Origin of the sequence: Alicyclobacillus acidiphilus NBRC 100859, from assembly GCF_001544355.1 — a bacterium.
GTDB lineage: Bacteria > Bacillota > Bacilli > Alicyclobacillales > Alicyclobacillaceae > Alicyclobacillus > Alicyclobacillus acidiphilus.
The window spans coordinates 1-23,525 of sequence record NZ_BCQI01000008.1 but is presented as its reverse complement, the minus strand read 5'-3'; the positions used below and the strand labels follow the sequence as shown (position 1 = coordinate 23,525).

At 55.4% G+C, this 23,525-nt stretch carries 21 protein-coding genes; 16 read left to right on the top strand and 5 right to left on the bottom strand.

Annotation, left to right across the window (positions count from 1 at the left end):
* Positions 1 to 29: 29 nt before the first annotated feature.
* Positions 30 to 1,616, bottom strand: a complete 1,587-nt coding sequence (gene spoVB, locus AAC01S_RS04735) for a stage V sporulation protein B (protein ID WP_067619582.1) — start codon at positions 1,614 to 1,616, stop codon at positions 30 to 32.
* 169 nt (positions 1,617 to 1,785) lie between these two features.
* Between spoVB and AAC01S_RS04730 the strand changes: the two genes are divergently transcribed.
* From AAC01S_RS04730 to AAC01S_RS04690, 9 genes are all read left to right on the top strand, one after another.
* Positions 1,786 to 2,046, top strand: coding sequence for a post-transcriptional regulator (locus tag AAC01S_RS04730; protein ID WP_245630083.1), 261 nt, complete (start codon positions 1,786 to 1,788; stop codon positions 2,044 to 2,046).
* Positions 2,047 to 2,209: 163 nt separating this feature from the next.
* Complete coding sequence (gene secD, locus AAC01S_RS04725; protein WP_067619579.1) at positions 2,210 to 3,511, top strand: protein translocase subunit SecD; 1,302 nt, start codon at positions 2,210 to 2,212, stop codon at positions 3,509 to 3,511.
* Positions 3,495 to 4,415 carry a protein translocase subunit SecF gene (secF, locus tag AAC01S_RS04720; RefSeq protein WP_067619576.1) on the top strand — a complete coding sequence of 307 codons (921 nt, stop codon included), beginning with the start codon at positions 3,495 to 3,497 and terminating at the stop codon, positions 4,413 to 4,415. The genes secD and secF overlap by 17 nt, the downstream gene beginning before the upstream one ends.
* A 90-nt stretch (positions 4,416 to 4,505) precedes the next feature.
* On the top strand, positions 4,506 to 5,414 hold the full coding sequence (locus tag AAC01S_RS04715) for a cation diffusion facilitator family transporter (protein WP_067619572.1): 909 nt from the start codon (positions 4,506 to 4,508) through the stop codon (positions 5,412 to 5,414).
* 34 nt (positions 5,415 to 5,448) lie between these two features.
* Positions 5,449 to 7,500 (top strand): single-stranded-DNA-specific exonuclease RecJ, encoded by a 2,052-nt coding sequence (recJ, locus tag AAC01S_RS04710; RefSeq protein WP_067619569.1) that lies wholly within the window; start codon positions 5,449 to 5,451, stop codon positions 7,498 to 7,500.
* Positions 7,501 to 7,582: 82 nt separating this feature from the next.
* The gene (locus AAC01S_RS04705; protein ID WP_067619791.1) at positions 7,583 to 8,101 is read left to right on the top strand and encodes an adenine phosphoribosyltransferase; all 519 of its coding nucleotides are present in this window, start codon (positions 7,583 to 7,585) and stop codon (positions 8,099 to 8,101) included.
* 28 nt (positions 8,102 to 8,129) lie between these two features.
* Complete coding sequence (locus AAC01S_RS04700; protein ID WP_174520822.1) at positions 8,130 to 10,295, top strand: RelA/SpoT family protein; 2,166 nt, start codon at positions 8,130 to 8,132, stop codon at positions 10,293 to 10,295.
* Positions 10,296 to 10,342: 47 nt separating this feature from the next.
* The gene (gene dtd, locus AAC01S_RS04695; protein WP_067619566.1) at positions 10,343 to 10,792 is read left to right on the top strand and encodes a D-aminoacyl-tRNA deacylase; all 450 of its coding nucleotides are present in this window, start codon (positions 10,343 to 10,345) and stop codon (positions 10,790 to 10,792) included.
* Positions 10,793 to 10,887: 95 nt separating this feature from the next.
* A complete protein-coding gene (locus tag AAC01S_RS04690) occupies positions 10,888 to 11,118 on the top strand; it encodes a hypothetical protein (protein ID WP_245630082.1) in 231 nt (76 codons plus the stop codon).
* 46 nt (positions 11,119 to 11,164) lie between these two features.
* Here AAC01S_RS04690 and AAC01S_RS04685 read toward each other — a convergent pair whose 3' ends face one another.
* From AAC01S_RS04685 to AAC01S_RS04675, 3 genes are all read right to left on the bottom strand, one after another.
* Complete coding sequence (locus AAC01S_RS04685; protein WP_157071044.1) at positions 11,165 to 13,513, bottom strand: EAL domain-containing protein; 2,349 nt, start codon at positions 13,511 to 13,513, stop codon at positions 11,165 to 11,167.
* A 123-nt stretch (positions 13,514 to 13,636) separates the two neighbouring features.
* Positions 13,637 to 14,827: a cation:proton antiporter gene (locus tag AAC01S_RS04680; protein ID WP_067619560.1), complete on the bottom strand. Its 1,191-nt coding sequence runs from the start codon at positions 14,825 to 14,827 to the stop codon at positions 13,637 to 13,639.
* 63 nt (positions 14,828 to 14,890) lie between these two features.
* Positions 14,891 to 15,655 (bottom strand): sulfite exporter TauE/SafE family protein, encoded by a 765-nt coding sequence (locus AAC01S_RS04675; RefSeq protein WP_067619557.1) that lies wholly within the window; start codon positions 15,653 to 15,655, stop codon positions 14,891 to 14,893.
* 147 nt (positions 15,656 to 15,802) lie between these two features.
* Here AAC01S_RS04675 and AAC01S_RS04670 point away from each other — a divergent pair, with 147 nt between their 5' ends.
* Positions 15,803 to 16,522, top strand: coding sequence for a polysaccharide deacetylase family protein (locus AAC01S_RS04670; protein WP_067619554.1), 720 nt, complete (start codon positions 15,803 to 15,805; stop codon positions 16,520 to 16,522).
* Positions 16,523 to 16,890: 368 nt separating this feature from the next.
* Entirely contained in the window at positions 16,891 to 17,502 is a 612-nt protein-coding gene (locus AAC01S_RS04665) for a cell wall hydrolase (RefSeq protein ID WP_067619551.1), read from the top strand.
* Positions 17,503 to 17,599: 97 nt separating this feature from the next.
* Here the strand turns inward: AAC01S_RS04665 and AAC01S_RS04660 are convergent, their stop codons facing one another.
* Positions 17,600 to 18,505: a LysR family transcriptional regulator gene (locus AAC01S_RS04660; protein ID WP_067619548.1), complete on the bottom strand. Its 906-nt coding sequence runs from the start codon at positions 18,503 to 18,505 to the stop codon at positions 17,600 to 17,602.
* A 142-nt stretch (positions 18,506 to 18,647) separates the two neighbouring features.
* On the opposite strand from AAC01S_RS04660, the gene AAC01S_RS04655 reads away from it, so the two are divergent.
* The 5 genes from AAC01S_RS04655 to AAC01S_RS04640 are packed head-to-tail and all read left to right on the top strand — an operon-like array spanning position 18,648 to position 22,937.
* The gene (locus AAC01S_RS04655; RefSeq protein ID WP_067619545.1) at positions 18,648 to 19,244 is read left to right on the top strand and encodes a non-oxidative hydroxyarylic acid decarboxylases subunit B; all 597 of its coding nucleotides are present in this window, start codon (positions 18,648 to 18,650) and stop codon (positions 19,242 to 19,244) included.
* Complete coding sequence (locus AAC01S_RS04650; protein ID WP_067619542.1) at positions 19,234 to 20,658, top strand: non-oxidative hydroxyarylic acid decarboxylases subunit C; 1,425 nt, start codon at positions 19,234 to 19,236, stop codon at positions 20,656 to 20,658. Before AAC01S_RS04655 ends, AAC01S_RS04650 begins: the two co-directional genes overlap by 11 nt.
* A 28-nt stretch (positions 20,659 to 20,686) precedes the next feature.
* Positions 20,687 to 20,911: a non-oxidative hydroxyarylic acid decarboxylases subunit D gene (locus AAC01S_RS18630; RefSeq protein ID WP_083511516.1), complete on the top strand. Its 225-nt coding sequence runs from the start codon at positions 20,687 to 20,689 to the stop codon at positions 20,909 to 20,911.
* A gap of 30 nt (positions 20,912 to 20,941) precedes the next feature.
* On the top strand, positions 20,942 to 21,415 hold the full coding sequence (locus tag AAC01S_RS04645; protein ID WP_067619538.1) for a pyridoxamine 5'-phosphate oxidase family protein: 474 nt from the start codon (positions 20,942 to 20,944) through the stop codon (positions 21,413 to 21,415).
* A 43-nt stretch (positions 21,416 to 21,458) separates the two neighbouring features.
* Positions 21,459 to 22,937, top strand: coding sequence for an aldehyde dehydrogenase family protein (locus AAC01S_RS04640; protein ID WP_067619535.1), 1,479 nt, complete (start codon positions 21,459 to 21,461; stop codon positions 22,935 to 22,937).
* Positions 22,938 to 23,525 lie beyond the last annotated feature (588 nt).

The following is a 23,525-nucleotide window of genomic DNA, read 5'->3' as shown; positions in this document are numbered from 1 at the left end:
ATACGGAATCTGACATCCGGATGTCGCACTCAGACGGCAAACGGCATCCATTTGACGATGCGCGCCAAGGCAGGGCCAAACCGCGGGATGCGTGCGACGGATCGACTGGTCAACACGCGAAGCGCGCAGAGCAACGCGAAGTACAGGATGAGTCCGCCAATCAGCGCGAGCAGCAAGCTGTTCGACGACGGAACGGCCGTCCGAATGGTGATGAGTTTCATATACGCAAACATACATACCGACGCGATCGCGATCCGGCCGAGCGACTGCAGCCGCACGCTGAAGCCGATGTACCGGATCACGAACCACAGACTCAGGAGCGTCGACAGCGTGAACGAGAAGGCCGTCGCCATGCTGACGCCGAGGATGCCAATGGTGGGCTGCGCGGCGAGGACGACAATCAACAGCAGCTTCAGCACGCCGCCGATGATCGAGTTCATCATGGCGATTCCAGCTTTGTTCAACCCTTGCAAAATGCCCGTGAGCGGCGCCTGCAGGCAAAGCAGAAATTCGAACGGCGCCATGACGGCCAGAATCGGTCCGACGTGGGCTTCTTTGTAGATCGCCAACGTGATGGGGCCCGCAAACATTGTCAGAACCACGGACGCTGGAAACGAGACGATGGCTGTCGCAGTAAAGCTTTGCGACAGACGCTTGCGAATGCGAAACAGTTCGCCAGCCGCCGCGGCTTCCGATACGGCGGGTACGAGGTTGGTGGCGAGCGACGATGTGATGACGGTTGGAAAGACGAGCAACGGGATCGCCATGCCGCTGTACAACCCGTACATCGCAGTCGACTGGGACGTCGCGAATCCAGCGTCTTGCAGCGCGCGCGTCACCAGGATAGGTTCCGCCGCGAACAGCAGTGACCAGATCAGTTTGCTCATGGTGACGGGTAGCGAAATTTGGCCGATGGAGCGGACGGTTTGGCGGATCGATTCAACCGATCTGTTCCACGGCGCGTCCGGCAAAATTTGATCCAGCCGACCACGCCGTCGCTGCTGCAGGATCATCCACAGCAGGCCAGACAATTCTCCGAGCACCATGCCCATCATGGCCGCCGCTGCCGCGTAGGCCAAGGAGAATCGCACGAAATACGCGGCCAGGAGCCAGATGCTCACGATGCGAACCGACTGTTCGAGAATCGACGCCCAAGCCGTCGGACTCATGTCCTGCAAGCCCTGGAAATAGCCGCGATACAGGCTCGATATCGCGATCACGCCGATCACAGGGATCATGGCGAGGAAGACAGGGTACGCGCGCGGATCGGTCAACCAGCGGGTCTCCACAATGTGTCGCAGCAGGTACAGGGCGATGGTGCAAATCATGGACATGGAGACGACGCACACGGTGCTGATCCGCATGACTCGTCTGACTTTCGCTTTGTCGTTCTGCGCAACGGATTCTGCGACCAACTTTGGAATGGCCAGCGGGAAGCCAAGTGTGACGAAGGTCAAAACCAGGCCCAAAATGGGAAAGACGAGTTGAAACAAGCCCATGCCTTGGGCGCCAATCATCCGAGTCAGGAAGATGCGATAGACGAATCCCATGATTCGTGTAATCAATCCTGAAATCATGAGTACGAGCGCACCATGAAGGAATGTTCGGCGATTCATTGGGTCACGCTCCCTGTCGTATCAAGCTGAGTCGACGGACATGTACTCTATTGGTTATGCTCGGAGAGGTTAGGGTAGTCCTAATGGATACAAGTCTCATGATCCGACAGAGGAATTCGCCGATTTTGGTGGAAAGATAGATAGCTTGGAATGAAGGGGATGGGGACCCGTGAGCATCTTGGATGAACCGCACCTGCGTGCGCATCGGCAAGCTATCATGGATCTGTGCCAGGCGAAGATCGAAGAGTTCGCGCTGCTTGGTTACGGGCAGGTGTCGCTCGAAGATTTTTGGACGTACATTTCGACCAAAGTGAAGCCGGATGTGCAATTGCATCAATTGGTCGAGTGTATTTTGTCGGCCCGAATCACAGACTACATGAATTACCAGACCATTGCGGCGTATAAGAGCAGCGAGCTGCCGGGACCGTAGGCGAAGCCGCGTCGGATTTCGCAGTTTGACGGCTTTTTTTGTCGTTGCGTATACTAGACGTGTTATGCCAAGTTTGGAACGGTTGTACACCCACATGTTGTAGACTCGCCTGGATATAGAGACGATGGGCGCGGGTGTGTCAGGTGACTAAGGAGGACAAGCTATGAAATGGGGACGCTTTCTAGCGTTCTTGCTGATGGCTGTCGTGATCGTCGGACTGACGGCGGGCACGGTAACGACCATCTGGAAGTCGATTCCATTGGGACTCGACTTAAAGGGCGGCGTGGATTTGCTCTATTCGGTAGAGACGCCGAAGGGCCAGTCGCTCTCGACGAGCGCCAAGCAAGCGTTGTTAAAGGCGGTTGAGTTGCGGGTCAATTCGCTCGGCGTGTCTTCGCCTATTATCGATTTGGAAGGCAAGAACCAAGCCGGACAGGACCAGATTCGCGTGCAGGTGGCAGGCGTCAAGAACCAGCAGGAAGCCGAGCAGATCATCGGCGCGACAGCGCAGTTGGCGATTTACGGCAGCGCGACGATGGACAAGAAGACTGGACAGCTTGTGCCTCAAGGTAAACCGCTTGCGACAGGCGCGGATTTGAAGAGCAACGCCAAGTGGGTCGTGGACCAGGAAACCGGTCAGAACGCCGTGGCGATTGAGTTCAAGAACGCGCAGAAGTGGATTAACATTACCGACAAGTATGTCGGCAAACAGATTTATGTCTTTCTCAACGGGCAACTGTTGACGGATCCCGTGATCCAGGAAAAGATGTACAACGGACAGAGTGAAATTTCCGGGGGCTCCTTGTCGACGCCGCAGGCATGTATGGCGTTGGCCAGCGAGTTGAACGCGGGCGCCTTGCCGTATCCGCTGCATTTGGAGAGCTTGACCAGTGTAGGGCCGACCTTGGGGCAGACGAGTCTGCAGCGAACGATGGTTGCAGGTCTGGTCGCCATCATCATCATCTTTGTATTCATGATATGGGTGTATAGACTCGCGGGGCTCATTGCCGATCTCGCTTTGGTGGCGTATGGCTATGTCACCCTGCTGGTGTTTGACGGACTGCACGTCGTCTTGACGTTGTCAGGTTTGGCGGCGCTCATCCTCGGTGTCGGCATCGCCGTTGACGCCAACATCATCACGTACGAGCGCATCAAGGACGAGATGCGAAACGGCAGGAGTCTGAAGTCTGCTGTCAAAGTCGGGAACCGAAACGCGCTCCGGACGATTATCGACTCCAATGCGACGACGTTTATCGCAGGCGCCGTCATGTACTTCTTCGGCGGACAAGGCGACGTGCGGGGATTTGCGGTCGCGTTGATGGTCAGTATCATCGTCAGCCTGATCACGGCGGTGTTGTTGAGCCGGCTGATGCTGTTCTCGTTCACCAACTCCAACGTCGTTCGGCGGCCGTGGTGGTATGGCGTGGGGAAAGGAGTGCTGAAAGAGCATGAAGCCAAAGTTTGATATCGTTCGCCTCAGCAAGTGGTTCTTTCTCCTTTCCAGTGCCATTACCGTAGCCGGATTGATCTTCTTTGCGGTGTTTGGTTTCAATTTAAGCACCGACTTTAAGGCGGGATCGCGAATTCAGTTTCAAGTCAATCAGAAGGTCGATGATACGAAGGTTCGGCAGATGTTTCAGTCAGTTGGATTGAATATCGGGGATACGGGGTTGACCGTCGGCGGCATCGCGAGGAATGTCGCGATTGTGACATTGCCCGGCCAGTTGACGCCGCATCAGATCCAGGAGATTCAGAACGCGGAGCATAAATATTTTCCAGATGCGAAGCAAGGCATTCAGGTCGACACAGTGGATCCGTTCGTCGCCCAACAGACCGCGCACAAGGCGGTTTGGGCCATTCTTGCCGCCGCGGCGTTCATCGTGATCTACGTCGCGATTCGCTTTGAATTCCGTTTTGCCATTGCGGGCATCATCGCGCTCCTCCACGACGCATTCATCGTCCTTTCGGTATTTGTGCTGTTCCGAAGGGAAATCGATCTCACGTTCGTGGCGGCATTGCTGACGATTGTCGGATATTCCATCAACGACACCATCGTCATCTTTGACCGTATTCGCGAGAATCTGAAGATTGATAAGCCGAAGGATGTCGAGAGCCTTCGCGAAGTGGTCAACAAGAGTTTGTGGCAGACCATGGCGAGGTCCATCAACACCGTCTTCACCGTCTTGGTTGCCGCGGTCATTCTCTACTTCTTCGGAGGCGTGTCCATCCGGAATTTCACATTCGCGTTGATCATAGGTCTCATCAGTGGCGCTTACTCATCCATTTTTATCGCGAGCCCGATTTGGGTCGCTTGGCGCAGCAGGTCTCTGCCAAAGAAGACCGTGACCGACGAAGTCGAAGTCGTGTGACGTTCGTTACAAAACAGACGAGCGCTCCTTTGGGGCGCTCTCTTTGCTTCAGTGTGTTCAGTCAGAGAGCGAAAGTGAGGCGATGACTTGATGGCAGATGCCGCGAACGCCGCCAGTCGCGGAACTCGAGCGGCCTACACGAATGCCGTGCTCAATGTTCTGTTGGCGGCGGCAAAGGGTATCGTCGGCGTCATCGCGTCCAGCGACGCTTTGATTGCGGATGCCGTCCACTCCGCCTCGGATCTCGCCGGCTCCGTCGCCGTCATTATCGGATTGCGCATAGCCAGCAAGCCGCCCGATGAGGATCATCCATACGGGCATGGCAAGGCGGAGCTCCTGGCCGCGACGATTGTCGCAGGTCTGCTCGTGGCGGCGTCCATCGAGGTCGGCATATCGTCCGTGACCTCGTTCTTTCATCCACCGAAAACGCCGGACATGGTGGCCGCGTATGTGGCGTTGATCGCCATTGTGGTCAAGGAATTTCTGTTTCGCTACAACTATCGGCTGGGCAAACAGATGATGAGCAAGAGCCTGATGGCACAGGCTTACGATCACCGCTCGGACGTGTATTCGTCGCTGGCTGCCCTCGTCGGTATTCTGCTGTCGATTGTGGGCCGTCGGCTCGGCGTGCACTGGTTGATGTACATGGATGCGGCCGCTGGCACGTTTGTCGCCTTGCTCGTTCTGAAGATGGCCATCGATATCGCCAAGGACGCCTTGCGCCCTCTGATGGACAGAGTCGTGCTGGAGGAGGAGAATCTGGCGCCATACCGTCAGCAGGTGGAACAGATTGAAGGTGTGTGCGCTATTGATGAACTGCGTGTGCGCGATCACGGCCAATACGTGATCGTGGATATCGAAATCAGCGTCGATAGCCGGATTACCGTGGCCGAAGGCCACGACATCGCGGCGGAGGTCCGTCAGGTGTTGCGAAGTCAGTTTGAGCGAGTGCAGGATGTCTTCGTTCATGTCAATCCGTACGACAAGACATCCGACTGAAGGTTTGGTTTGACAGGGAAAGGGTTGGAGACGTGTGAGCAACGATGTACCACTATGGCGTGCGGCGGACGTCTCTGCGCAAGACGTTGATCAACTGGTCGCAGCGCTGGACGTTCCAGAGCGTGTCGCGCGTTGGTTAGTGGCGAGGAATATCCGCAATGTCGAAGAAGCCAGGCGGTTTTTGTTTTGGCGGGAGCAATTGTCCGATCCGTTCGCGTTTCACGAGATGAGGCAGGCGGTGGATCGGATCCATCGGGCGATTCGGGAGAAAGAGACAATCGTGATTGTCGGCGACTATGACGTCGACGGGGTGACCGCGAGCGCGATCTTGGCGAGCGAGTTGGACGCGAGGGAAGCCATCTGGCACTGCGTCATTCCTGAGCGGGTCAACGACGGTTACGGTTTGAGCGTCGATCTCGTCCACCGCGCGAACGATTTGGGCGCAGAACTGCTGATCACGGTCGACAACGGCATTCGCGCGGATGATGCCGTCGCCGCGGCGATCGAACTGGGGATCGACGTGGTCGTGACAGATCACCATGAACCTGGGGACAGCACGCTGCCCACATGTACAGCCGTCGTGCACTACACGCGCCACGAGCATCCGGAAGACGCCATCGTGCTGTCTGGCGCCGGTGTTGCCTGGAAACTGACGCAGGCTATGGAATTCGCGCATCCACGAACGCCTGCCACAGGGTCGAACCAACTCCACGAAGATTGGCTGTTGGGCCTCACGGCGCTCGGGGCTGTGAGCGACATGATGCCGATGCGTGGCGAGAACCGCCGGATCGTCCGGGAAGGCCTCGCCGCGTTGCGGCGCTGTCAGCAACCCGGCTGGCTCTTGCTCTGCGAGCGCGCAAAGGTGGGCGAGCGCGAGCTGTCGGTGACCGATGTATCTTGGAAGATCGCGCCGCGGTTGAATGCCGCTGGGCGAATGGCCCATGCGGAAACCGCGTTTCAATTGTTGATGGCGAAACAGCGGCGCGAAGCGGTGGTGCTTGCCGACGAGATCGAACGGTTGAATGTGAACAGGCGCAAGGCGACCGAAGAGGCCGCGACGGAAGCGATTGCGCAAGCGGCGATCCACGGCGCGGATGGACGTCCGAAGGGCATCGTCGTCAGCGGACCTTGGCCGCTCGGTGTTGTCGGCATCGTCGCTGCCAAGTTGGTCGAAAAGTTTGGTTGTCCAGCCATCGTGTTCTCCGATCTCGACTCGCAACCGATTTTGCGCGGTTCGGGACGAGCGCCTGGCGGCATCTCGCTGCACGGCATCGTCGAGCGTTGTTCCCAATGGCTCCATCATTTCGGAGGGCACGACGCGGCGATTGGCTGCGGGATCGAACGGAGTCATCTCGACGCCTTTCGAGCGGCGTTTCAAACAGCCATCGAGACGGCCGCCGCGATGCAACTGGCGGAACAGCCGAAAGCGGGAGACAGCGCAGCGACTGAACCGCTCGCCGATGATTACCTGCCGCTGGAATTGGCGACGCTGGAAACACTGGACTGGGTTGCACGATTTGGACCGTACGGGCCCGATAACGAGCCGTTGCGGTTCTTTCTTGGTCCCATCTCGATTTCTCAAGTAACGCCGATGGGCAATGGTTCGCATCTGCGGCTGAGGGTTGCGGAGGGTGCGGTTGAGCGCGATCTCGTCTGGTTTCACGTTCCCGAGTCGATCGCTGTGAGAATTGAGCGCGGCAGGGATTACGCGTTTGTTGTAGAAATGTCAGAGAATCTCTGGCAGGGAAAAAGGCAGTTGCAACTGCGTGTCATCGACGGATGGAAACTGTCAGGATCCTTGTCGCGAAACGATTTTGCGGACGTGTACCGATCCCTTCACCAGTCAGGTCGTCTCCAGGTTCCACAAGCGCATTCGACAGCGGATGGAGACGATCCGACGAAATTGGGACTCATTCTAGATACTTTTGTCGAACTAGGATTTGCCGCGTGCGCGGAAGGTGCGTATCATGTTGTAAAGAGCAGAAAGCGCGACCTTCGGGACGCGCACCGCTATCAATTGCATCTTCGTACAAGCATGGTTTCTTTGCGAGACGATACCGCGAAAGATGAGTCTAACATCGACTGACTGTGCCGCCAAATGGATGCGGCACAGTTGTACGGCAAGGTATAGATAGACGCACAGGGATAGAGGAGAGACAAGAGTGACCATCAACTATCAGAGTTGGATTCGCGACATTCCAGATTTTCCGAAGCCGGGCATCCTGTTTCGGGACATCACACCGCTTCTCGGCGATGGCCAAGCGTATCAATCCGCTATCGAGACTTTGGCGGGCAGCGTGCGTGCCTGGGGAGCAGACGTGATTGCGGGTCCTGAAGCGCGTGGATACGTGGTCGGAGCACCGCTTGCAACGCGTTTGGGCCTCGGATTCGTACCTGTTCGTAAAAAGGGAAAATTGCCGTATCGAACGGTATCGGTGACCTATGATTTAGAGTATGGCCAGGATACTTTGGAAATTCACGAAGACGCCATTCTGGAAGGACAGCGTGTCGTCGTTGCAGACGATCTGCTGGCTACGGGCGGCACGATGCAGGCCACGGTGGCTCTCATCGAAAAGCTGGGTGGACAAGTTGTCGGCGCCGCCTTTTTCATCGAATTGATGGCATTGCACGGGCGTTCGCGACTTCGTGGAATGCCCATTCGGACGTTGGTTCAATATGATGAGTGAACAACCGCTACAAAGGGGGTGGAGCGGCGTGGCTGAACAGACCATCGATCTTCTCTGTGAGAAACTCTCGAGCTATTGTAATGAAAGCGAATTAGCGAGTGTGCGGGAAGCGTATGAATTTGCCAGTCGGGCGCACGCGGGTCAGACGAGAATGTCTGGCGAACCGTATATCATACACCCACTGGCGGTAGCGTTCATTCTGGCCGATTTGCAGCTCGATGCGACTGGGATCATCGCCGCTCTGCTGCACGATGTAGTGGAAGACACATCCGTCACGGATTCCAGCATCGTGCAGCATTTCGGTGCCGAAGTAGCCGCCCTCGTCGATGGTGTGACGAAGTTGAAACGGATTCGCTTCGACTCGCGCGAGGAGCAGCAGGCGGAGAATCTTCGCAAGATGTTCATGGCGATGGCCCGGGATATCCGTGTCCTCATCATTAAACTGGCGGATCGACTGCACAACATGCGGACGATCCGCTACCAAACACCCGAAACGCAAACGAGGAAGGCGCGTGAAACGCTCGAAATCTTCGCGCCGCTCGCGCACCGCCTGGGCATCAACACCATCAAATGGGAACTGGAAGACATTTCGTTGCGGTATTTAAATCCGCAGCAATATTACCGAATTGTCAACCTGATGGCCCGCAAGCGCCAAGAGCGTGAGCAGTTCATCAATGGCGTGATGGAACTGTTGCGTGAGAAGCTGGACGAATTGAATCTGAAAGCGGAAGTCAGCGGTCGAGCAAAGCACATCTACAGCGTCTATCGAAAGATGACCACTCAACACAAGGAATTTAATGAAATTTATGATTTGTTTGCCATCCGCGTGACGGTCGAGAGCATCAAGGACTGCTATGGCGTCCTGGGCGTTGTGCACACGATGTGGAAGCCAATGCCTGGTCGTTTTAAGGATTATATCGCGATGCCGAAAGCGAATATGTACCAGAGTCTGCATACGACCGTGATCGGTCCGAACGGCGAACCGCTTGAGATTCAGATCCGAACGTGGGAAATGCACCAGACCGCCGAGTACGGTATTGCGGCGCACTGGGTCTACAAGGAAAACGGTCCGCAACGGGCAGAGGACGACTTCGCCAAAAAACTGGCTTGGTTCCGCGAGGTACTGGAATGGCAGCAGGATTTCCGCGATGCGCAGGAATTCATGGAGACGTTGAAGATCGATCTGTTCTCTGATCAGGTATTCGTCTTCACACCGAAGGGCGACGTCATCGAGCTCCCGGCTGGATCGGTGCCCATCGATTTTGCGTATCGCATTCACACCGATATCGGCAATCACTGTATCGGTGCAAAGGTAAACGGCAAGATGGTGCCGCTCGATTACCGACTTCGAACCGGCGATATCGTGGAAGTGGTGACTTCGAAACATTCCTACGGGCCGAGTCGAGACTGGTTGAAAATCGTTCAGTCCTCGCAAGCCAAAAGCAAGATTCGGCAATGGTTCAAGCGTGAAAAGAGAGAGGAAAACGTTGCGCGAGGCCGTGAGAATATCGAGCGTGAGATCATTCGTCAACGCCTCGATCCGAAGCTGCTGATGTCGCCTTCCGGTATCACGGAAGCCATGCACAAGTTTTCGTTCACACGTGAGGACGATTTGTATGCCGCCGTGGGTTACGGCGGTTTGAGCGCGGCCCAAGTTGTCACGCGTTTGGTCGAAGCGCATAAACGGACGCTGGAGGAAAAGCCGGTCGATTCGATGTCCATCACCAAGTCGGCGCCGAAACCGTCTGACACGGGCGTTCGTGTGAAGGGCGTCGACAACTTGTTGATTCGGTTCGCGCGTTGCTGCAATCCAGTCCCGGGTGACGAGATTGTCGGTTTTATCACACGTGGCCGAGGCGTATCGGTTCACCGAGTCGATTGTCCGAATGTGGCCGCGCTCACAGCGGAGGAAGCGCGGACATTGGAAGTCGAGTGGGCGACGAACCGCGACTGGTCGTACAACGCCGAGATCGAAATCACAGCGTTGGATCGACATGGGCTGGTGAACGAGGTGTTGAACGCGGTTGGTGAGACGAAGACGGAAATCACGGCTGTGAGTGCACGGGCCGACGCGAAGAAAGTGGCACATATTCACATGAGTATTCGGATTCGGAATTTGGATCATCTTCGGACCGTCGTCGAGCGCTTGAAGCGGTTGAAAGACATTTACAGCGTTCGCCGCATCGTCCAATAGCCAAGTGGTTCAAAATTCTAGTGGAGATGGGGAAGGCGGGTAGCAACTTGCGTATCGTTGTACAGCGGAGCGGACCAGCGAAGGTTGAAGTGGAAGGACAAACGGTCGGTCAAATCGATAGAGGCATGGTGTTGCTCGTGGGAATCGGGCGTGAAGATACCATCAGCGACGCCGAGTACCTCGCCGACAAGGTTGCGAGCCTGCGGATCTTCGAAGATGACGAGGGCAAGTTGAATCGCGATATTCGGGAATCGGGCGGATCCGTACTTTCTGTCAGTCAGTTTACGTTGTACGGCGACGCGCGCAAGGGCCGGCGGCCGAGCTATGCGATGGCAGCTTCACCCGATGAGGCGAAAGCCCTGTACGAGGCGTTTAACGGGTTGCTGGCGGAGCGGGGAATCCACGTTGAAACAGGCGTATTTCGAGCGATGATGAACGTGCATTTGGTGAACGACGGTCCCGTGACCATCCTGCTCGACAGCAAACGAGGATTTTGACGTTTTCTGCGGGACTGTATTGTGTGAACGCGCAAATTCGAACGGGGTATAACGCCGCTTGGGCGTAGTGAAGACTATGCTCGGAGGAGATGCCAATGCACAACCACGAAATTCACGCGTCTCACACTTGCTTCGCCTGCGGTCACACGATGGGCTGGGCTGGCGACATTTACGGAGGAATTGTGGTGGCTCACGGCAATGAAGTCGGGGCCGATGTGAGCGTGATTGGATCGGACCCCACGTACGTGCATATGGCCATCCAATTGCAATGCCCAGAATGCGGAGCCGTGAATCAGTTCAAGGGCCGACATCCGAAGCAAGCGTGATTATGGACACTGGCACGTCTCCAAATAGACCCATTGGGCCAGCCGCTCACAGGCGCGGCGGCATGCCCAGTGGGTCTTTTGTCATGGCGTCTTCCATCGCCTGGTGATAGATGTCGGAGAAACCCTTCCAAGTACCCGTCGCTTTGCCGAGTTTCACGTCGAAGCTTTGACCCGCGTCTCCGATGCGAGCCGCGCGTACGTGAAGGAGCCCGAGGTGGTCGCGAAGTTGTTGTGTGAAGTGCGCGATCGGAAGCTGTACGTCGTTCAAGACGAGGATCAAGAAATCACTTGCGCCCATCCGGATGCCGATACTGTCGTGAATGGTGTGCGTGGAGAGGAACTGCCCGAGGTAACTCATGGCATATTCCCCTTCCTCCAACTGCATTTTTGCAAAATCGCACACAGACACGTACACCGCCGTCACCACGTCGACCGGGTGAATGGGGCGGCGCAGCATGTTGGACAAGAAGGTGGACGGCTCGTCCGCGTGCAGCAATTCCAACAAGAACCCCCGTGAATAGAGCTTTGTTCCGGGTTCGACGTATACCGTTCGCAAGCGGGCGTCTTCCAGGAAAGACGCGTACAAGGCGTCTGCCAACCGGGTTGCAACGCGCCAAAGCGTAGCGCGGTCTTCCTCAAAATAGACGTTCTTATGAACGGATTGCACCGACAACAGGCCAAATACCTCATGGCCTCGGATAAGCGGAACGCGGATGATCGATTGAATTCCCTCCGCGCTCAATTCGTAGTCCTCCGCAAATTCAGGATTGCGCAGGATATCTCCGCACATCGAGGGCTGATGCGTCTTGCGAAGGTAGGATAATCCACTGTGCGCAAGCGGCAGCAGCGTCCCGACCGGTCGCGCAGGCACGTCGTCGCGTATGGAAGCTTCGTGGACGCTGAAGTATTCGTCGTCCGGCGCGGCGAGTTCGACGCTGAGACGGTCGTAGGGCATTCGATCCACGAGCGCGTCCGTCAAGTGCGACACGATTTCGTGAAGCTGCGGCCTGCGGTTCACGTGCTGGCTGATTCGATCCAGCCATTCAAATTCATGGAGACGAACAGCGAGTGTGCCTTCGTCCTGCCCGATGGTATGCGCATTTCTGTATTGTGGCGACACTACGAACGAGGCCACGCGGAACGACGAAGGAGGTACAGGTTCCCCGAACAGATAACCTTGAATTTCGTCGCACATGCTGTCGCGCAGAAAGTCAAATTGTTGAACCGTCTCCACGCCTTCCGCCACGACGTTGAGGTTCAACGATTTGGCCAGTGAGATGATGGCGCCAATCACCGGATTTTGATTGATGGATCCTTGAATGCCAGCCGTGAACGAACGATCGATCTTCAGCGTGTGAACAGGGAATCGAATTAAGTAGTTGAGCGAAGAATAGCCGACGCCGAAGTCGTCGATGGCCGTGCGCACGCCGAGATCGCGTAGTTCGTGCAGCACGTGTACGGCGTGATCGACATCGGTCATCGCGGTTCGCTCCGTGATTTCCAGTTCCAGCAGCGTCGGATCCATGCCAGTCTCGTTCAGCACATTCCTCACGAGGGCCGTGAAGGACGGGTGAAGAAACTGGCGACTGGACACGTTCACGCTCATGCGCACACGGTAGCCGTCACGCAGCCAACTGCTCCCTTGGATACAAACCGCTCGCAGGACATATTCGTCGACCGGAAGGATCAAATCGCTCGATTCGGCGATGGGAATAAACGATTGCGGCGGAATTTCGCCGAGTTCGGGATGACGCCAACGGCACAACGCTTCAGCACCGACGACTTGCATCGATTTGGTCTGGATTTTCGGTTGATAGTAAATTTCCAAATCGGAATTGCGCAACGCCGATCTCAGCAGTGTTTCCACCACGAGCGGCGACATGCCATCAGTCGACTCGTCGACATCCTCGCAGATTTGGTTTCGGCCCTGTTCTTTCGCCGTGCGCGAAGCGGAATCGGCACGTTGCAGCAACTGCTCGCAATTGAACGCGCGGGCGTCGTCGAACGCGATCCCGATGCTCGCCGTAACCACGACTTCCGCACCGCTGACGCGGTACGGTTCGGCCAATTTGTTGCGAATTCGTTCCGCGAGCGCGTGCACGGATTCATTGTCAAAATGAAACAACGCGATTGCAAACTCGTCCCCGCTCAACCTGCTGACGAGCGCATCCTGGGGCACTTCCTGAACGAGGCGGCCAGCGGCTTCCCGCAGAACCAAATCCCCGTTCGAGTATGTAAAATTGTCGTTCACCAGTCTGAATCGGTCCAAGTTCACAAGCAACACGGCAGCCGAGGAAGCATTTGGCATCATGTGTCCAGCCGCGTACAAAAATTGGCTGCGGGAGAGCAAATTCGTCAATGCGTCGCGCTGAGCGCCCAGAAATTCACCGGCCACGAAGTCACCGCCCATGGAATCAACGTACAAGATGTGGTAACGGATCGGATAATATCCCAACTTCGGATTCGACGCGGCAAGTCAAATCTCCTCTTTGTTCGACAGTGAACCTCACATGCAAGACTATTCTGCCGCAGATTCGGCGTGTTTGCCGACAACGACAAAGAGAATCGGAGAGACCATGCTGGTCACAATCGCGACGAGGATGACTGCGTCCGCAAACTGTTGGGAGAGTGCGCCGATGCGTACGCCCATCTGTGCCGCGGCGGCGATGAGGCTGAGCCGGGCGGACAGGAGAAAGCCCGCTGCGAAGGCGTTGCGAAGGCCGAAATAGGGGATCAACTGCATGGCCGGGATGAGCTTGACGGCAAATGCGATCCCGACGAGCACTGGAATCCACAGCAATGTTTCGGAGAGAGCCAGACCGTGGAAGTCGAAGTCGAGTCCGACGGAGATGAAGAACAGAGGGATAAAGAATCCATAGCCGATCCCGTGGCTGTAATCGCGAAGTTTGTCCTTGAAGGCGAAAGGCATCGCGGAAACCATCATTCCCACTAAGAAGGCGCCAAGAATTGGTTCGGCGCCCGTCGAGTCGGCAAGCGCCACCGTGATCGACAGAAGTGCGAGAATGGCGCGGACACGGAGCTGCGCATCACCCGCCAGTCGGCGCATGCCCGGCACGCGTTGAATGGCTCTCAACAGAACATATACCATCGCGGCGAACGGAATGATGGCAAGCGTCATCAGCACATGCCCGAAGCTGCTGTCCGTGCGTGTGCTGACGAACAGTGAAATCAGGAGCATGGTGAGAAAATCGGCGATGAGCGCGCTCGTCAGAAGCGTTTGGCCAAACGGTTTGTCGAGTACATGTGTCTCCTCCAGCACCGGGAGAATGACGCCGAGGGAGGTGGTGGCAAACAGCAGGGTGAGCATGTAGGGATCGATGGTGGATGAAGTCAGGTGGACCACGAGGAACGAGATACCGAATGTGAGCAGCAGGGTGCCGGTAAATGTAGCGAGTCCGAGATACAGCGCAGACGGAGCATCCCCTTTGTGGCGTGACGGGCGCAGTTTGTGGATGTCGACCTCCATGCCCGAGATGTACATCAGAAAGAGCAGCCCAAAGTCGGCCAGATGGTTGAGCCAAACGGTCTCCGACTGCGTCATCGGGACTACGCGAGATTGCATGACCATGCCGAATATCATGTAGGATACAGTCGTTGGAATTCGCAAGAGCGGAATTTTGCTGAGCAACGTGCTGAATCCGAACGAAGCGGCGAGGACCAATAAAAATAGAAAGAGTGTGTCGTTCACGAAAGCACCCCCACCAGTCCAATATATGGCCGCTGGGACAGGCTTATGACCGACTCGACGAATCTATCGAAGCAATGTGTAAACTTGCTGACCAATGACTAGAATCGTGACGCCAATGAAAATCGGACGAACGTATTGGGAGCCTTTGCGGATGGCGAACCGCGAACCGATGAACGCCCCAAACATCATGCATACGCCGAGAATCAGGCCCGCCTCATAGCGCACCGCGCCGACCCACGCGAAGGCGATCAAGGCGCCAACGTTGCTTGCGAAGTTGAGTGTTCGGGCGTTTCCACTCGCTTGCAGAAAATCAAAACCAAGCAGAACGAATCCCATCATTAAGAAAGAACCCGTGCCTGGACCGAAGAATCCGTCGTAAAAACCAATCACACTGGCGAATGCCGCGGTCCAAAGGTAGGCATGTGGACGCAAGCCTTCTGGACGCGCGTGCAAGCCCAAATTCTTTTTGAATACGGTATAGGCCGCGACGATGATGAGCATCACCAGGACGAACGGTCGCAAAAACGACGACGGAAGATGGTGAACCACGACGGCCCCGACCGCCGCGGACAGGACGCCAAGCGGAAACAGCGGACCGACGAGGCGAAAACTCACTTTTCCGGATCTCAAGTACGAAACGGTGCTCGTCACGGCCGACATCGTTCCGGCTAATTTATTCGTCCCCAACGCCATCGAGGGCGGAAGGCCCAAAAAAAGGAGGGTTGGCAGTGAGACGAGTCCGCCGCCGCCGACGGTCGCATCGATAAATGCGGCGACAAATCCGGATATGGCGAGTATTGCGATATGCATAACGGAAAGATGAAACAATGCTGTCGGCTCCTTCGTCCGTGTACCGTATTCAGTTGACTCTCAATTGACTTATTGTACAGCCCGATCCGATCTGGCAGCAATCCCCGTACAGACTCCTGCCAACCACCCATGTCCTCATATTCTGTTCCCTATGAGGGCATCTTTGTGGATGGTGAGGTGATATCATTGCGCAACAAACATCTGCGCAACAAACATCGTTCTTCCATCCGCGCCTGCACGCGAATGGGTATCACTGTGCTCGTCGCGGGTCTTACGACGATGTTCAGCGGGTTCATCGCCAACACGGTGCAGGCGAAACAAGAAGCGCAGCAGAAAGTGTTGTACTTCACGTTTGACGATGGTCCGGGCGCATTATACACGCCCCAAATTCTCGATGTATTGCGGCGTGAGCACGTTCACGCGACGTTCTTTGTGCTCGGTTCTCGCTGCACGGAACTGCCTGACGTGATGAAACGGATGCAGCGTGAAGGCCACGAGATCGGTAGTCACGGCTATGATCACCGCAATCTCGCTCACGTGCCGGAGCACGTGATCCGAAGTGAAGTGCAAATGGCAGACACTGCGATTGTGCAGGTGACGGGCAAAAAGCCGCGGTATTTTCGGCCAGCGTATGGTGCAATCGATAGAAGGGAACTTCCTATGATTCTCCAAATGGGGCATCCTGTGGTGTTTTGGACGGTCGATTCCCTGGATTGGAAGGCGACTTCTGCAGCCAGCATCATTCATGAAGTCAAGACTTGGGCTCGGCCGGGATCGATTGTCCTGTTTCACGATGGCGTCAGCCAAAGCCGTTACACGGTACAGGCCTTGCCAGTGCTGATTCGATATTATCGTACTCAGGGCTATGTGTTCAAAGTGTTGTAAACAGCCGATACGCCAAGCAGTCACACCATGACATGTGCGCAAAAATTGGTTTTTGATGGATCACGGCTTGGCAAGTTCTTGTTCTGTTACAAAAATGATTGGGTTTTCCTCTACCGCAATCCCTGTTAGACTCATTCACTGTAGCCGCACGAGATGCAGGCTCACCGAAATCTGTGCGAGAGCCGCGGCACACACGCCGCTCCGAATTGTCTTTCGAGAACGAAATCGGATCTGCGACGATCCGAAACGCCAATCGTCCCCTGTCTTCGCATACGGCGGTTGCGATTGATGGTCCGATTTCGCTCATGAAACACGTGAGATGCTCTCGCATTCCTACCCATGTCAACCAATTCTAAAGGAGTGTTTCAATGCGTATATCGCGTGCCATGATGGGTGTTGTCGCGGGCGCCGCAATCTGGGGATTGAGTTCCGCCGCCGCTTTGGCTGATACGGTCACAGTCCTACCCGGCGAATCGATGTGGAGCATTTCGCAGGAGGATGGTATCCAGTTGCAATCGCTGCAGGACGCGAATCCAAGTGTCAATCCGAACTGGATATTGGCCGGAACACAGCTGAAGTTGCCCAGTTGGTTTGAAGCGTACGATACGCCCGGCAACTTGTACTGGCTGGGGCAGGTCATCAACGCCGAGGCCGGCGGGGAATCGCTGCAAACGCAAATTGCTGTCGGAGATGTCATCATGCATCGCATCCAGTCTGGCCAATACGGCGGCAACAGCGTCTATGACGTCGTGTTCGGGCGGGAAAACGGTGTTTATCAGTTTTCGAGTGTCGCGAACGGATATATCTATCATCCGGCAAACGCCTCCAGCGTTCAGGCGGCAAAAGACGTGCTGCAAGACGGCACCGACGAAGTGCCAGGCGCATTGGTCTTCTATAATCCTTCGCAAACGTCAGCAGGCAATTGGGTTTGGTCGCAGCCGACTGTTGCCACTATTGGCAACTTGACCTTCGCGAAGTAATACCGGACGTATACAACGAAATACCTGTTGGAGGGCGAGATCGCGTACGAGACGCGGTTTCGTCCTCTTTGCTTCAGGGCGCAGGGCGCCCAGTTTGTCAGGCCTCGGAGCCTGATGGCCCTGGCGCTGTAACGCCGAGTCTGCTGATCAATATTTTGGCTGCGTTCGATAAATGTGCGCCTTCCTTATAAACAACCGCTGGTTCATAAGCCAAACTCGATCCTTCGATGGCAATGGCAGCGAGATCGTCATGAGGGATGAGCGACAGCACAGATTTGGGCAATATGGTCGATCCGAATCCTGCATGGATGAGTCGGAACAGCAACGTCGAGTCGTGACATTCGCAAACGATATTGGGTCTGTCGCTGAAGCGATGCAGTTCATCCACGATTTGGTTGTAAATACCGGTTCCGTAGACGGGTCCCAGAAGGACAATGGGTTCTTGAACGATGGTCTCCATATGAATAGAATCGACAGATACGTCCGCCGTCTTTTTCATGGTTACAAACACAAACGGGTCGGGTTGCATTCGATGAACATGGGCGTGGGGGATGCGCACGGGGATGTTCGTGATGGCTACCTCGATGGAACGGCTGTCGAGCAGTTCCTGAAGTCTGTCGGGTTCGCCTTCCCAAATTCTGTACGTCAGACGGGGATACGTCTTTCGAAGATACGTCAGATGATCCAACAACATCGGTGCCGAATAGAGGGTGGTACCGACACTGAGCATGCCGTGTACGCCTCCGCCAAGTTCCTGCACTTCCACGACCATCTCGTCGAACATTTTGAGCAGATCGACTGCCCGCCGATACAGCGAAACCCCTTCAGCCGTCAATGTGACGCTCTTTTTTCCTCGTTCAAAGAGTACAACGCCAAGTTCCTGTTCTATGATTTTCAGCTGCTGACTGAGCGGCGGCTGTGCGATATTCAAGCGTTTGGCTGCCGCTGTGATTTGTCCAGTCTCTGCCACAGCGACAAAATACCTCAATTGCCGAAGGTCCATGAACGTGTCTCCCATAACCATATGACATAATCATACGATATTCGTATGATAAATAGATTAAACAAATATTTTTGATATCCTTCTGGGTATACTACACTTGCTTCGTCACGAATTCAAATTCCTATGCAGATGGGGGAGAATCTTGAGAATCGTCGTCGGTATTACAGGCGCTACGGGGGCAATATTTGGTGTCCGCATTCTGGAAGTCCTCCACTCTGCAGGTGTCGAGACACATCTTGTGTTGTCTCCCTGGGCAAAAACAACCATCCCGTACGAGACAACCTATTCGGTAGAGCGCGTGCAAGCGTTGGCGAGTTACAACTACTCGCACAAGGATCAGGCTGCAAAGATATCAAGCGGATCGTTTCCAACAGATGGGATGATCGTCGCGCCCTGCAGCATGAAAACATTGGCTTCCATTCGCGTTGGACTCGCGGATAATTTGATAACTCGGGCAGCCGACGTGATGTTAAAAGAACGCAGGAAGTTGATTCTTTTAACACGCGAAATGCCATTGAGCACGATTCATCTGGAGAATATGTTGGGTCTCTCCCAAATGGGAGCTGTGATTTTCCCACCCATGCCGGCCTTTTACAACCAGCCGGAAACAATCGATGATATGGTGAACCACATCGTTTTCCGCGTCATGGACCAAATTGGCTTGCCCCAGAGCGAAGCGAAGCGGTGGGAAGGGTTTAAGAATCGAAAGAATACTGGAGGGGCCATTCATGGCGTATAGGGACTTTCGCGATTTTCTCGAGACCTTGCAGAAGGAAGGTCAACTCTTGACGATTGAAGACGAAGTGATGCCCGAACCAGATTTGGGATCAGCCGGACGTGCCATCAGCAACGTCAGTGATCAAAGCCCCGCGCTCCTGTTCACGAATATCAACGGGTATCGCGACGCGAGGATTGCCATGAATGTGATCGGATCGTGGCCGAATCATGCGCTCATGATGGGACTGCCAAAAACCACGCCGGTGAAAGAACAGTTCTTTGAATTCGCCCGTCGCTGGGAGAACTATCCGGTTCCAGTCAGACGCGAGGCGAGTGCCCCGTTTCAGGAGGTCGTCGTCGACGGGAACGTCAATTTGTTTGACCTATTGCCTTTGTTTCGCCTGAACCAATATGATGGCGGCTTCTACATCGACAAGGCGTGTGTGATATCGCGCGATCCATCCGATCCGGAGCATTTCGGCAAGCAAAATGTCGGTATCTATCGGATCCAGGTGAAAGGTAAAGATCGTTTGGGCATTCAGCCGGTTCCCCAACACGATATCGCGATTCACCTTCGACATGCCGAAGAGCGCGGTGAAAATCTGCCCGTCGCACTTGCGATTGGTTGCGAACCGGTGATCACGACGATGGCTGCCGCCCCCATCGCGTACGATCAATCTGAATACGAAATGGCAGGGGCTATCCAAGGTGAGCCGTACCCGGTATTCACCTTGCCTGGCACCAATTTGGATGTTCCTTGGGGCGCTGAAATTGTGCTCGAAGGTGAAATTCTCGCCGGCACGCGCGAGTTTGAAGGCCCGTTTGGAGAATTCACCGGGCACTATTCGGGCGGGAGAAGTATGCCCGTGATTCAAATTCATCGGGTGTATCACAGAAAAAATCCGATTTTCGAACATCTCTACATTGGCATGCCATGGACCGAAACGGACTACATGGTAGGCATCAACACCTGTGTCCCGATTTATAAGCAGCTCAAAGACCTTTTCCCAGATGAGATCGTTGCCGTGAACGCCATGTACACCCATGGACTCGTCTGCATTGTGTCGACCAAAAAGCGCTACGGCGGCTTTGCGAAAGCGGTCGGCATGAGCGCCATGGCGACAAGGCACGGCCTGGGGTACTGCAAACTCGTGATCCTGGTCGACGAGACGGTCGATCCGTTCAACCTCCCGCAAGTGATGTGGGCGCTGTCGACGAAAATGCATCCTGCGCACGACGTCATCATTCTGCCCGATATGTCCGTCCTGCCGCTCGATCCCGGCTCAAATCCAGCCGGCATCACGCACAAGATGATTCTCGACGCAACCACACCAGTGGCGCCTGAGACGCGCGGTCACTACTCGCAGCCATTGGATGCGCCGATCGCGACGGAGAAATGGGAGAAGATATTCCAGGGTTTATTGAACAAACAGTAAGCGGCATGCGCGAAGGAGCGTGTTTGATATGAGCACTTGTCCACGATGCGACTCGAAGGAAGCTGGCAAGGTTTCCGATTCTCCAGTTTCGGGAGCATGGACCATTTACGCTTGTCCAGTCTGCTTTTATACATGGCGGTCCAGCGAAGACCCGAAATTTACGTCGTCGTCGTTGTACAACCCAGACTTTAAGGTGAGGCAAGCGGATATTCCAAAGGCGATCCATGTGCCCGAGATTGCACAGCGCAAGTAATTCGTGCATGGATCGCGCAGGGGGCTCGTCATGTTTGGCAATTTGACCGAACTCCCATCCAATTTGATCGCGTTTTTGGATGGGAGAAACCTCGAGGAGAAGCAGCATGAAGCCATGCTGCTGCTGACAGTCACCGAAGACTTCTGGCCGCATTGCGCCATGTTGAGTGTCGGTGAAGTTGTGGCAATGGACGAGTCGACGTTGCGAATCGCCATCTGGCCGACATCGACCACAACCGCCAACATCCTGCGGACGGGACGGGCCACACTGGTTGTCGTGAACGACGGTAAGGCATACTACATCAGACTCGCGCTGAAGTCGGGACGAACAAGCGAGGAGACGAAGTACCATCTCGTTCACTTCGATGCGATGGTCGATGGAATTCGCGAAGACACAGCGAAGTATGCGGAGCTGCTCGGTGGAGTTCGGTTTCAGTTGAACGATCCGTCCGACGTGATCGCCCGTTGGAACGAAACCATATCTGACATTCGGCGAGATCGGTAAGACGAGACACATCCCAAATAACAAAGATTAGGCGGTGTTTTTGATGACAAACGAACCTATTGTCGTTCATTCGTTTATCAATGGGCAGAGCTTCGAAACTGCCAAGCGCTATTCCCGCGAAAATCCGACGAACCCAGACGAGATTGTCGGATACGCCCCAGTCAATACGCGCGAAGATACCATTCGTGCCATCGATGCGGCTCACGAAGCATTCTCCTTCTGGAGATGGACGTCACTCGACGAACGGATCGAACGAATGGAACGCGCGATCCAAAAGCTGAAGGACGCGACACCGGAATTGGCTCGTCTGCTTTCGCGCGAGCATGGTAAAGCGCTGTACGATTCCGAGGGCGAGTTCGGCGTATCGTTCATGTGGATGGACTATGCCTGCCAGACGGCCAGAGAAGTTCTGAGTGACGACGTCGAAGAACACGACGGCGGAAAGACGATTATCTCGCATGACCCGATGGGTGTCGTTTCGGCGATCACGCCCTGGAACTATCCCATCTCCTTGTCGACCATCAAGATTGCGCCCGCCATCTTGGCAGGCAACACCGTCGTGCTGAAGCCCAGTCCTTTCGCGCCGTTGACGGTTACGAAAGTCGTGGAGATCATCGCTGGCGAGTTTCCTCCAGGCGTTCTGAACATCGTCCACGGCGATGCTGATGTGGGTGTTGAACTCACGTCGAATCCGAAGGTCGCCAAAATCGCATTCACGGGTGGCACGAATACCGCAAAGTCGATCATGAAAGCGGCCGCCGACACGATTAAGCACATGACCCTGGAGCTTGGGGGTAAAGACGCCGCGCTGATTCTTCCCGATTTCGACGTCAACGACGAACGGGCGATGCGGCGGATCGTCATCTCGAACTTCCTGACCGCCGGGCAAATTTGCATGATCGCAAAGCGGGTGTATGTTCATCGGTCCATCTACGATCAATTCGTCCAAAAGTACATCGAAGCGGCAAACAAATGGATTCGAGTCGGCGATCCGTTCAATCCAAATGTGACCATGGGGCCGGTGAACAACCTCAGACAGAAGAAGTACGTGCAAAGTCTGGTTGACGACGCCAAGAGCCGGGGTTGTGAAGTGATTCCGCTCGGGCAGATCCTCGACAAAGACGTGTTCGAGAAAGGCTACTTCTTGCAGCCCACGCTGGTCCTGGGTGCGGGTTACGACGATCCCATCGCGGTGGATGAACAATTTGGTCCGACCGTGCCGATCATGCCGTACGATGACGAAGAGCAGGGCATTGCGCTGGTGAACAACAGCATCTATGGGCTCACGAGTTCGGTATGGGGAGAACAGGAGCACGCCATCCGAGTCGCCCGCCGTGTGGAAGCGGGCACGACCATGATCAACACAGCGGCCGTTCAGGGACTCGATGTTCGTTTTCCGTTCGGCGGTGTCAAGCAATCCGGAGTCGGACGCGAGTACGGCAAGGAAGGGATCTTGGGTTACACCGAAACGCACGTGATCAATGTGCCCAAGAACTTGGAATTGCCGTATATTCCGGAATAACCCTGAAGCACGGCGAACGGCGATCATTACAACACCAATGCGTTATTCGCCCGTTCGAAGGCGAGATTTGCGCAACGGATCGTCAAGGGGTGTCCCGGGGCGGGGCCAATCCATTGGAGGTCGCTTGGGAGGTCGCTGTGAGCACCTTCGCGCTTCCCGTAGCGAGTTCTTTTCAGAGGTTTACAACGGTAAATAACACAGCAAATGGGGCGCAAATTTGCATAATATGGAATAGTGCATCGAGTCAGGATCACAAACCGGATCGAAACAGCGGTTTTCGGATGCGAGAAATTGATGTATGGACACGTGTAGCGGACAAAAGTACCGCTATGCGGGTGCGGGAGGGCCGGATGAGCTGAGTGAGCGTCGCCATAGCGGACAAAAGTACCGCTATGCGGGTGCGGGAGGGCCGGATGAGCTGAGTGAGCGTCGCCGTAGCGGACAAAAGTACCGCTATGCGGGTGCGGGAGGGCCGGATGAGCTGAGTGAGCGTCGCCATAGCGGACAAAAGTACCGCTACGCGGGTGCGGGAGGGCCGGATGAGCTGAGTGAGCGTCGCCATAGCGGACAAAAGTACCGCTATGCGGG

Excerpts from the sequence above, each read along its gene's own strand:
- spoVB (WP_067619582.1), bottom strand. The coding sequence starts at position 1,616 with ATGAATCGCCGAACATTCCTTCATGGTGCGCTCGTACTCATGATTTCA.
- secD (WP_067619579.1), top strand. The coding sequence starts at position 2,210 with ATGAAATGGGGACGCTTTCTAGCGTTCTTGCTGATGGCTGTCGTGATC.
- secF (WP_067619576.1), top strand. The coding sequence starts at position 3,495 with ATGAAGCCAAAGTTTGATATCGTTCGCCTCAGCAAGTGGTTCTTTCTC.
- AAC01S_RS04715 (WP_067619572.1), top strand. The coding sequence starts at position 4,506 with ATGGCAGATGCCGCGAACGCCGCCAGTCGCGGAACTCGAGCGGCCTAC.
- AAC01S_RS04690 (WP_245630082.1), top strand. The coding sequence starts at position 10,888 with ATGCACAACCACGAAATTCACGCGTCTCACACTTGCTTCGCCTGCGGT.
- AAC01S_RS04665 (WP_067619551.1), top strand. The coding sequence starts at position 16,891 with ATGCGTATATCGCGTGCCATGATGGGTGTTGTCGCGGGCGCCGCAATC.
- AAC01S_RS04660 (WP_067619548.1), bottom strand. The coding sequence starts at position 18,505 with ATGGACCTTCGGCAATTGAGGTATTTTGTCGCTGTGGCAGAGACTGGA.
- AAC01S_RS04650 (WP_067619542.1), top strand. The coding sequence starts at position 19,234 with ATGGCGTATAGGGACTTTCGCGATTTTCTCGAGACCTTGCAGAAGGAA.
- AAC01S_RS18630 (WP_083511516.1), top strand. The coding sequence starts at position 20,687 with ATGAGCACTTGTCCACGATGCGACTCGAAGGAAGCTGGCAAGGTTTCC.
- AAC01S_RS04645 (WP_067619538.1), top strand. The coding sequence starts at position 20,942 with ATGTTTGGCAATTTGACCGAACTCCCATCCAATTTGATCGCGTTTTTG.
- AAC01S_RS04640 (WP_067619535.1), top strand. The coding sequence starts at position 21,459 with ATGACAAACGAACCTATTGTCGTTCATTCGTTTATCAATGGGCAGAGC.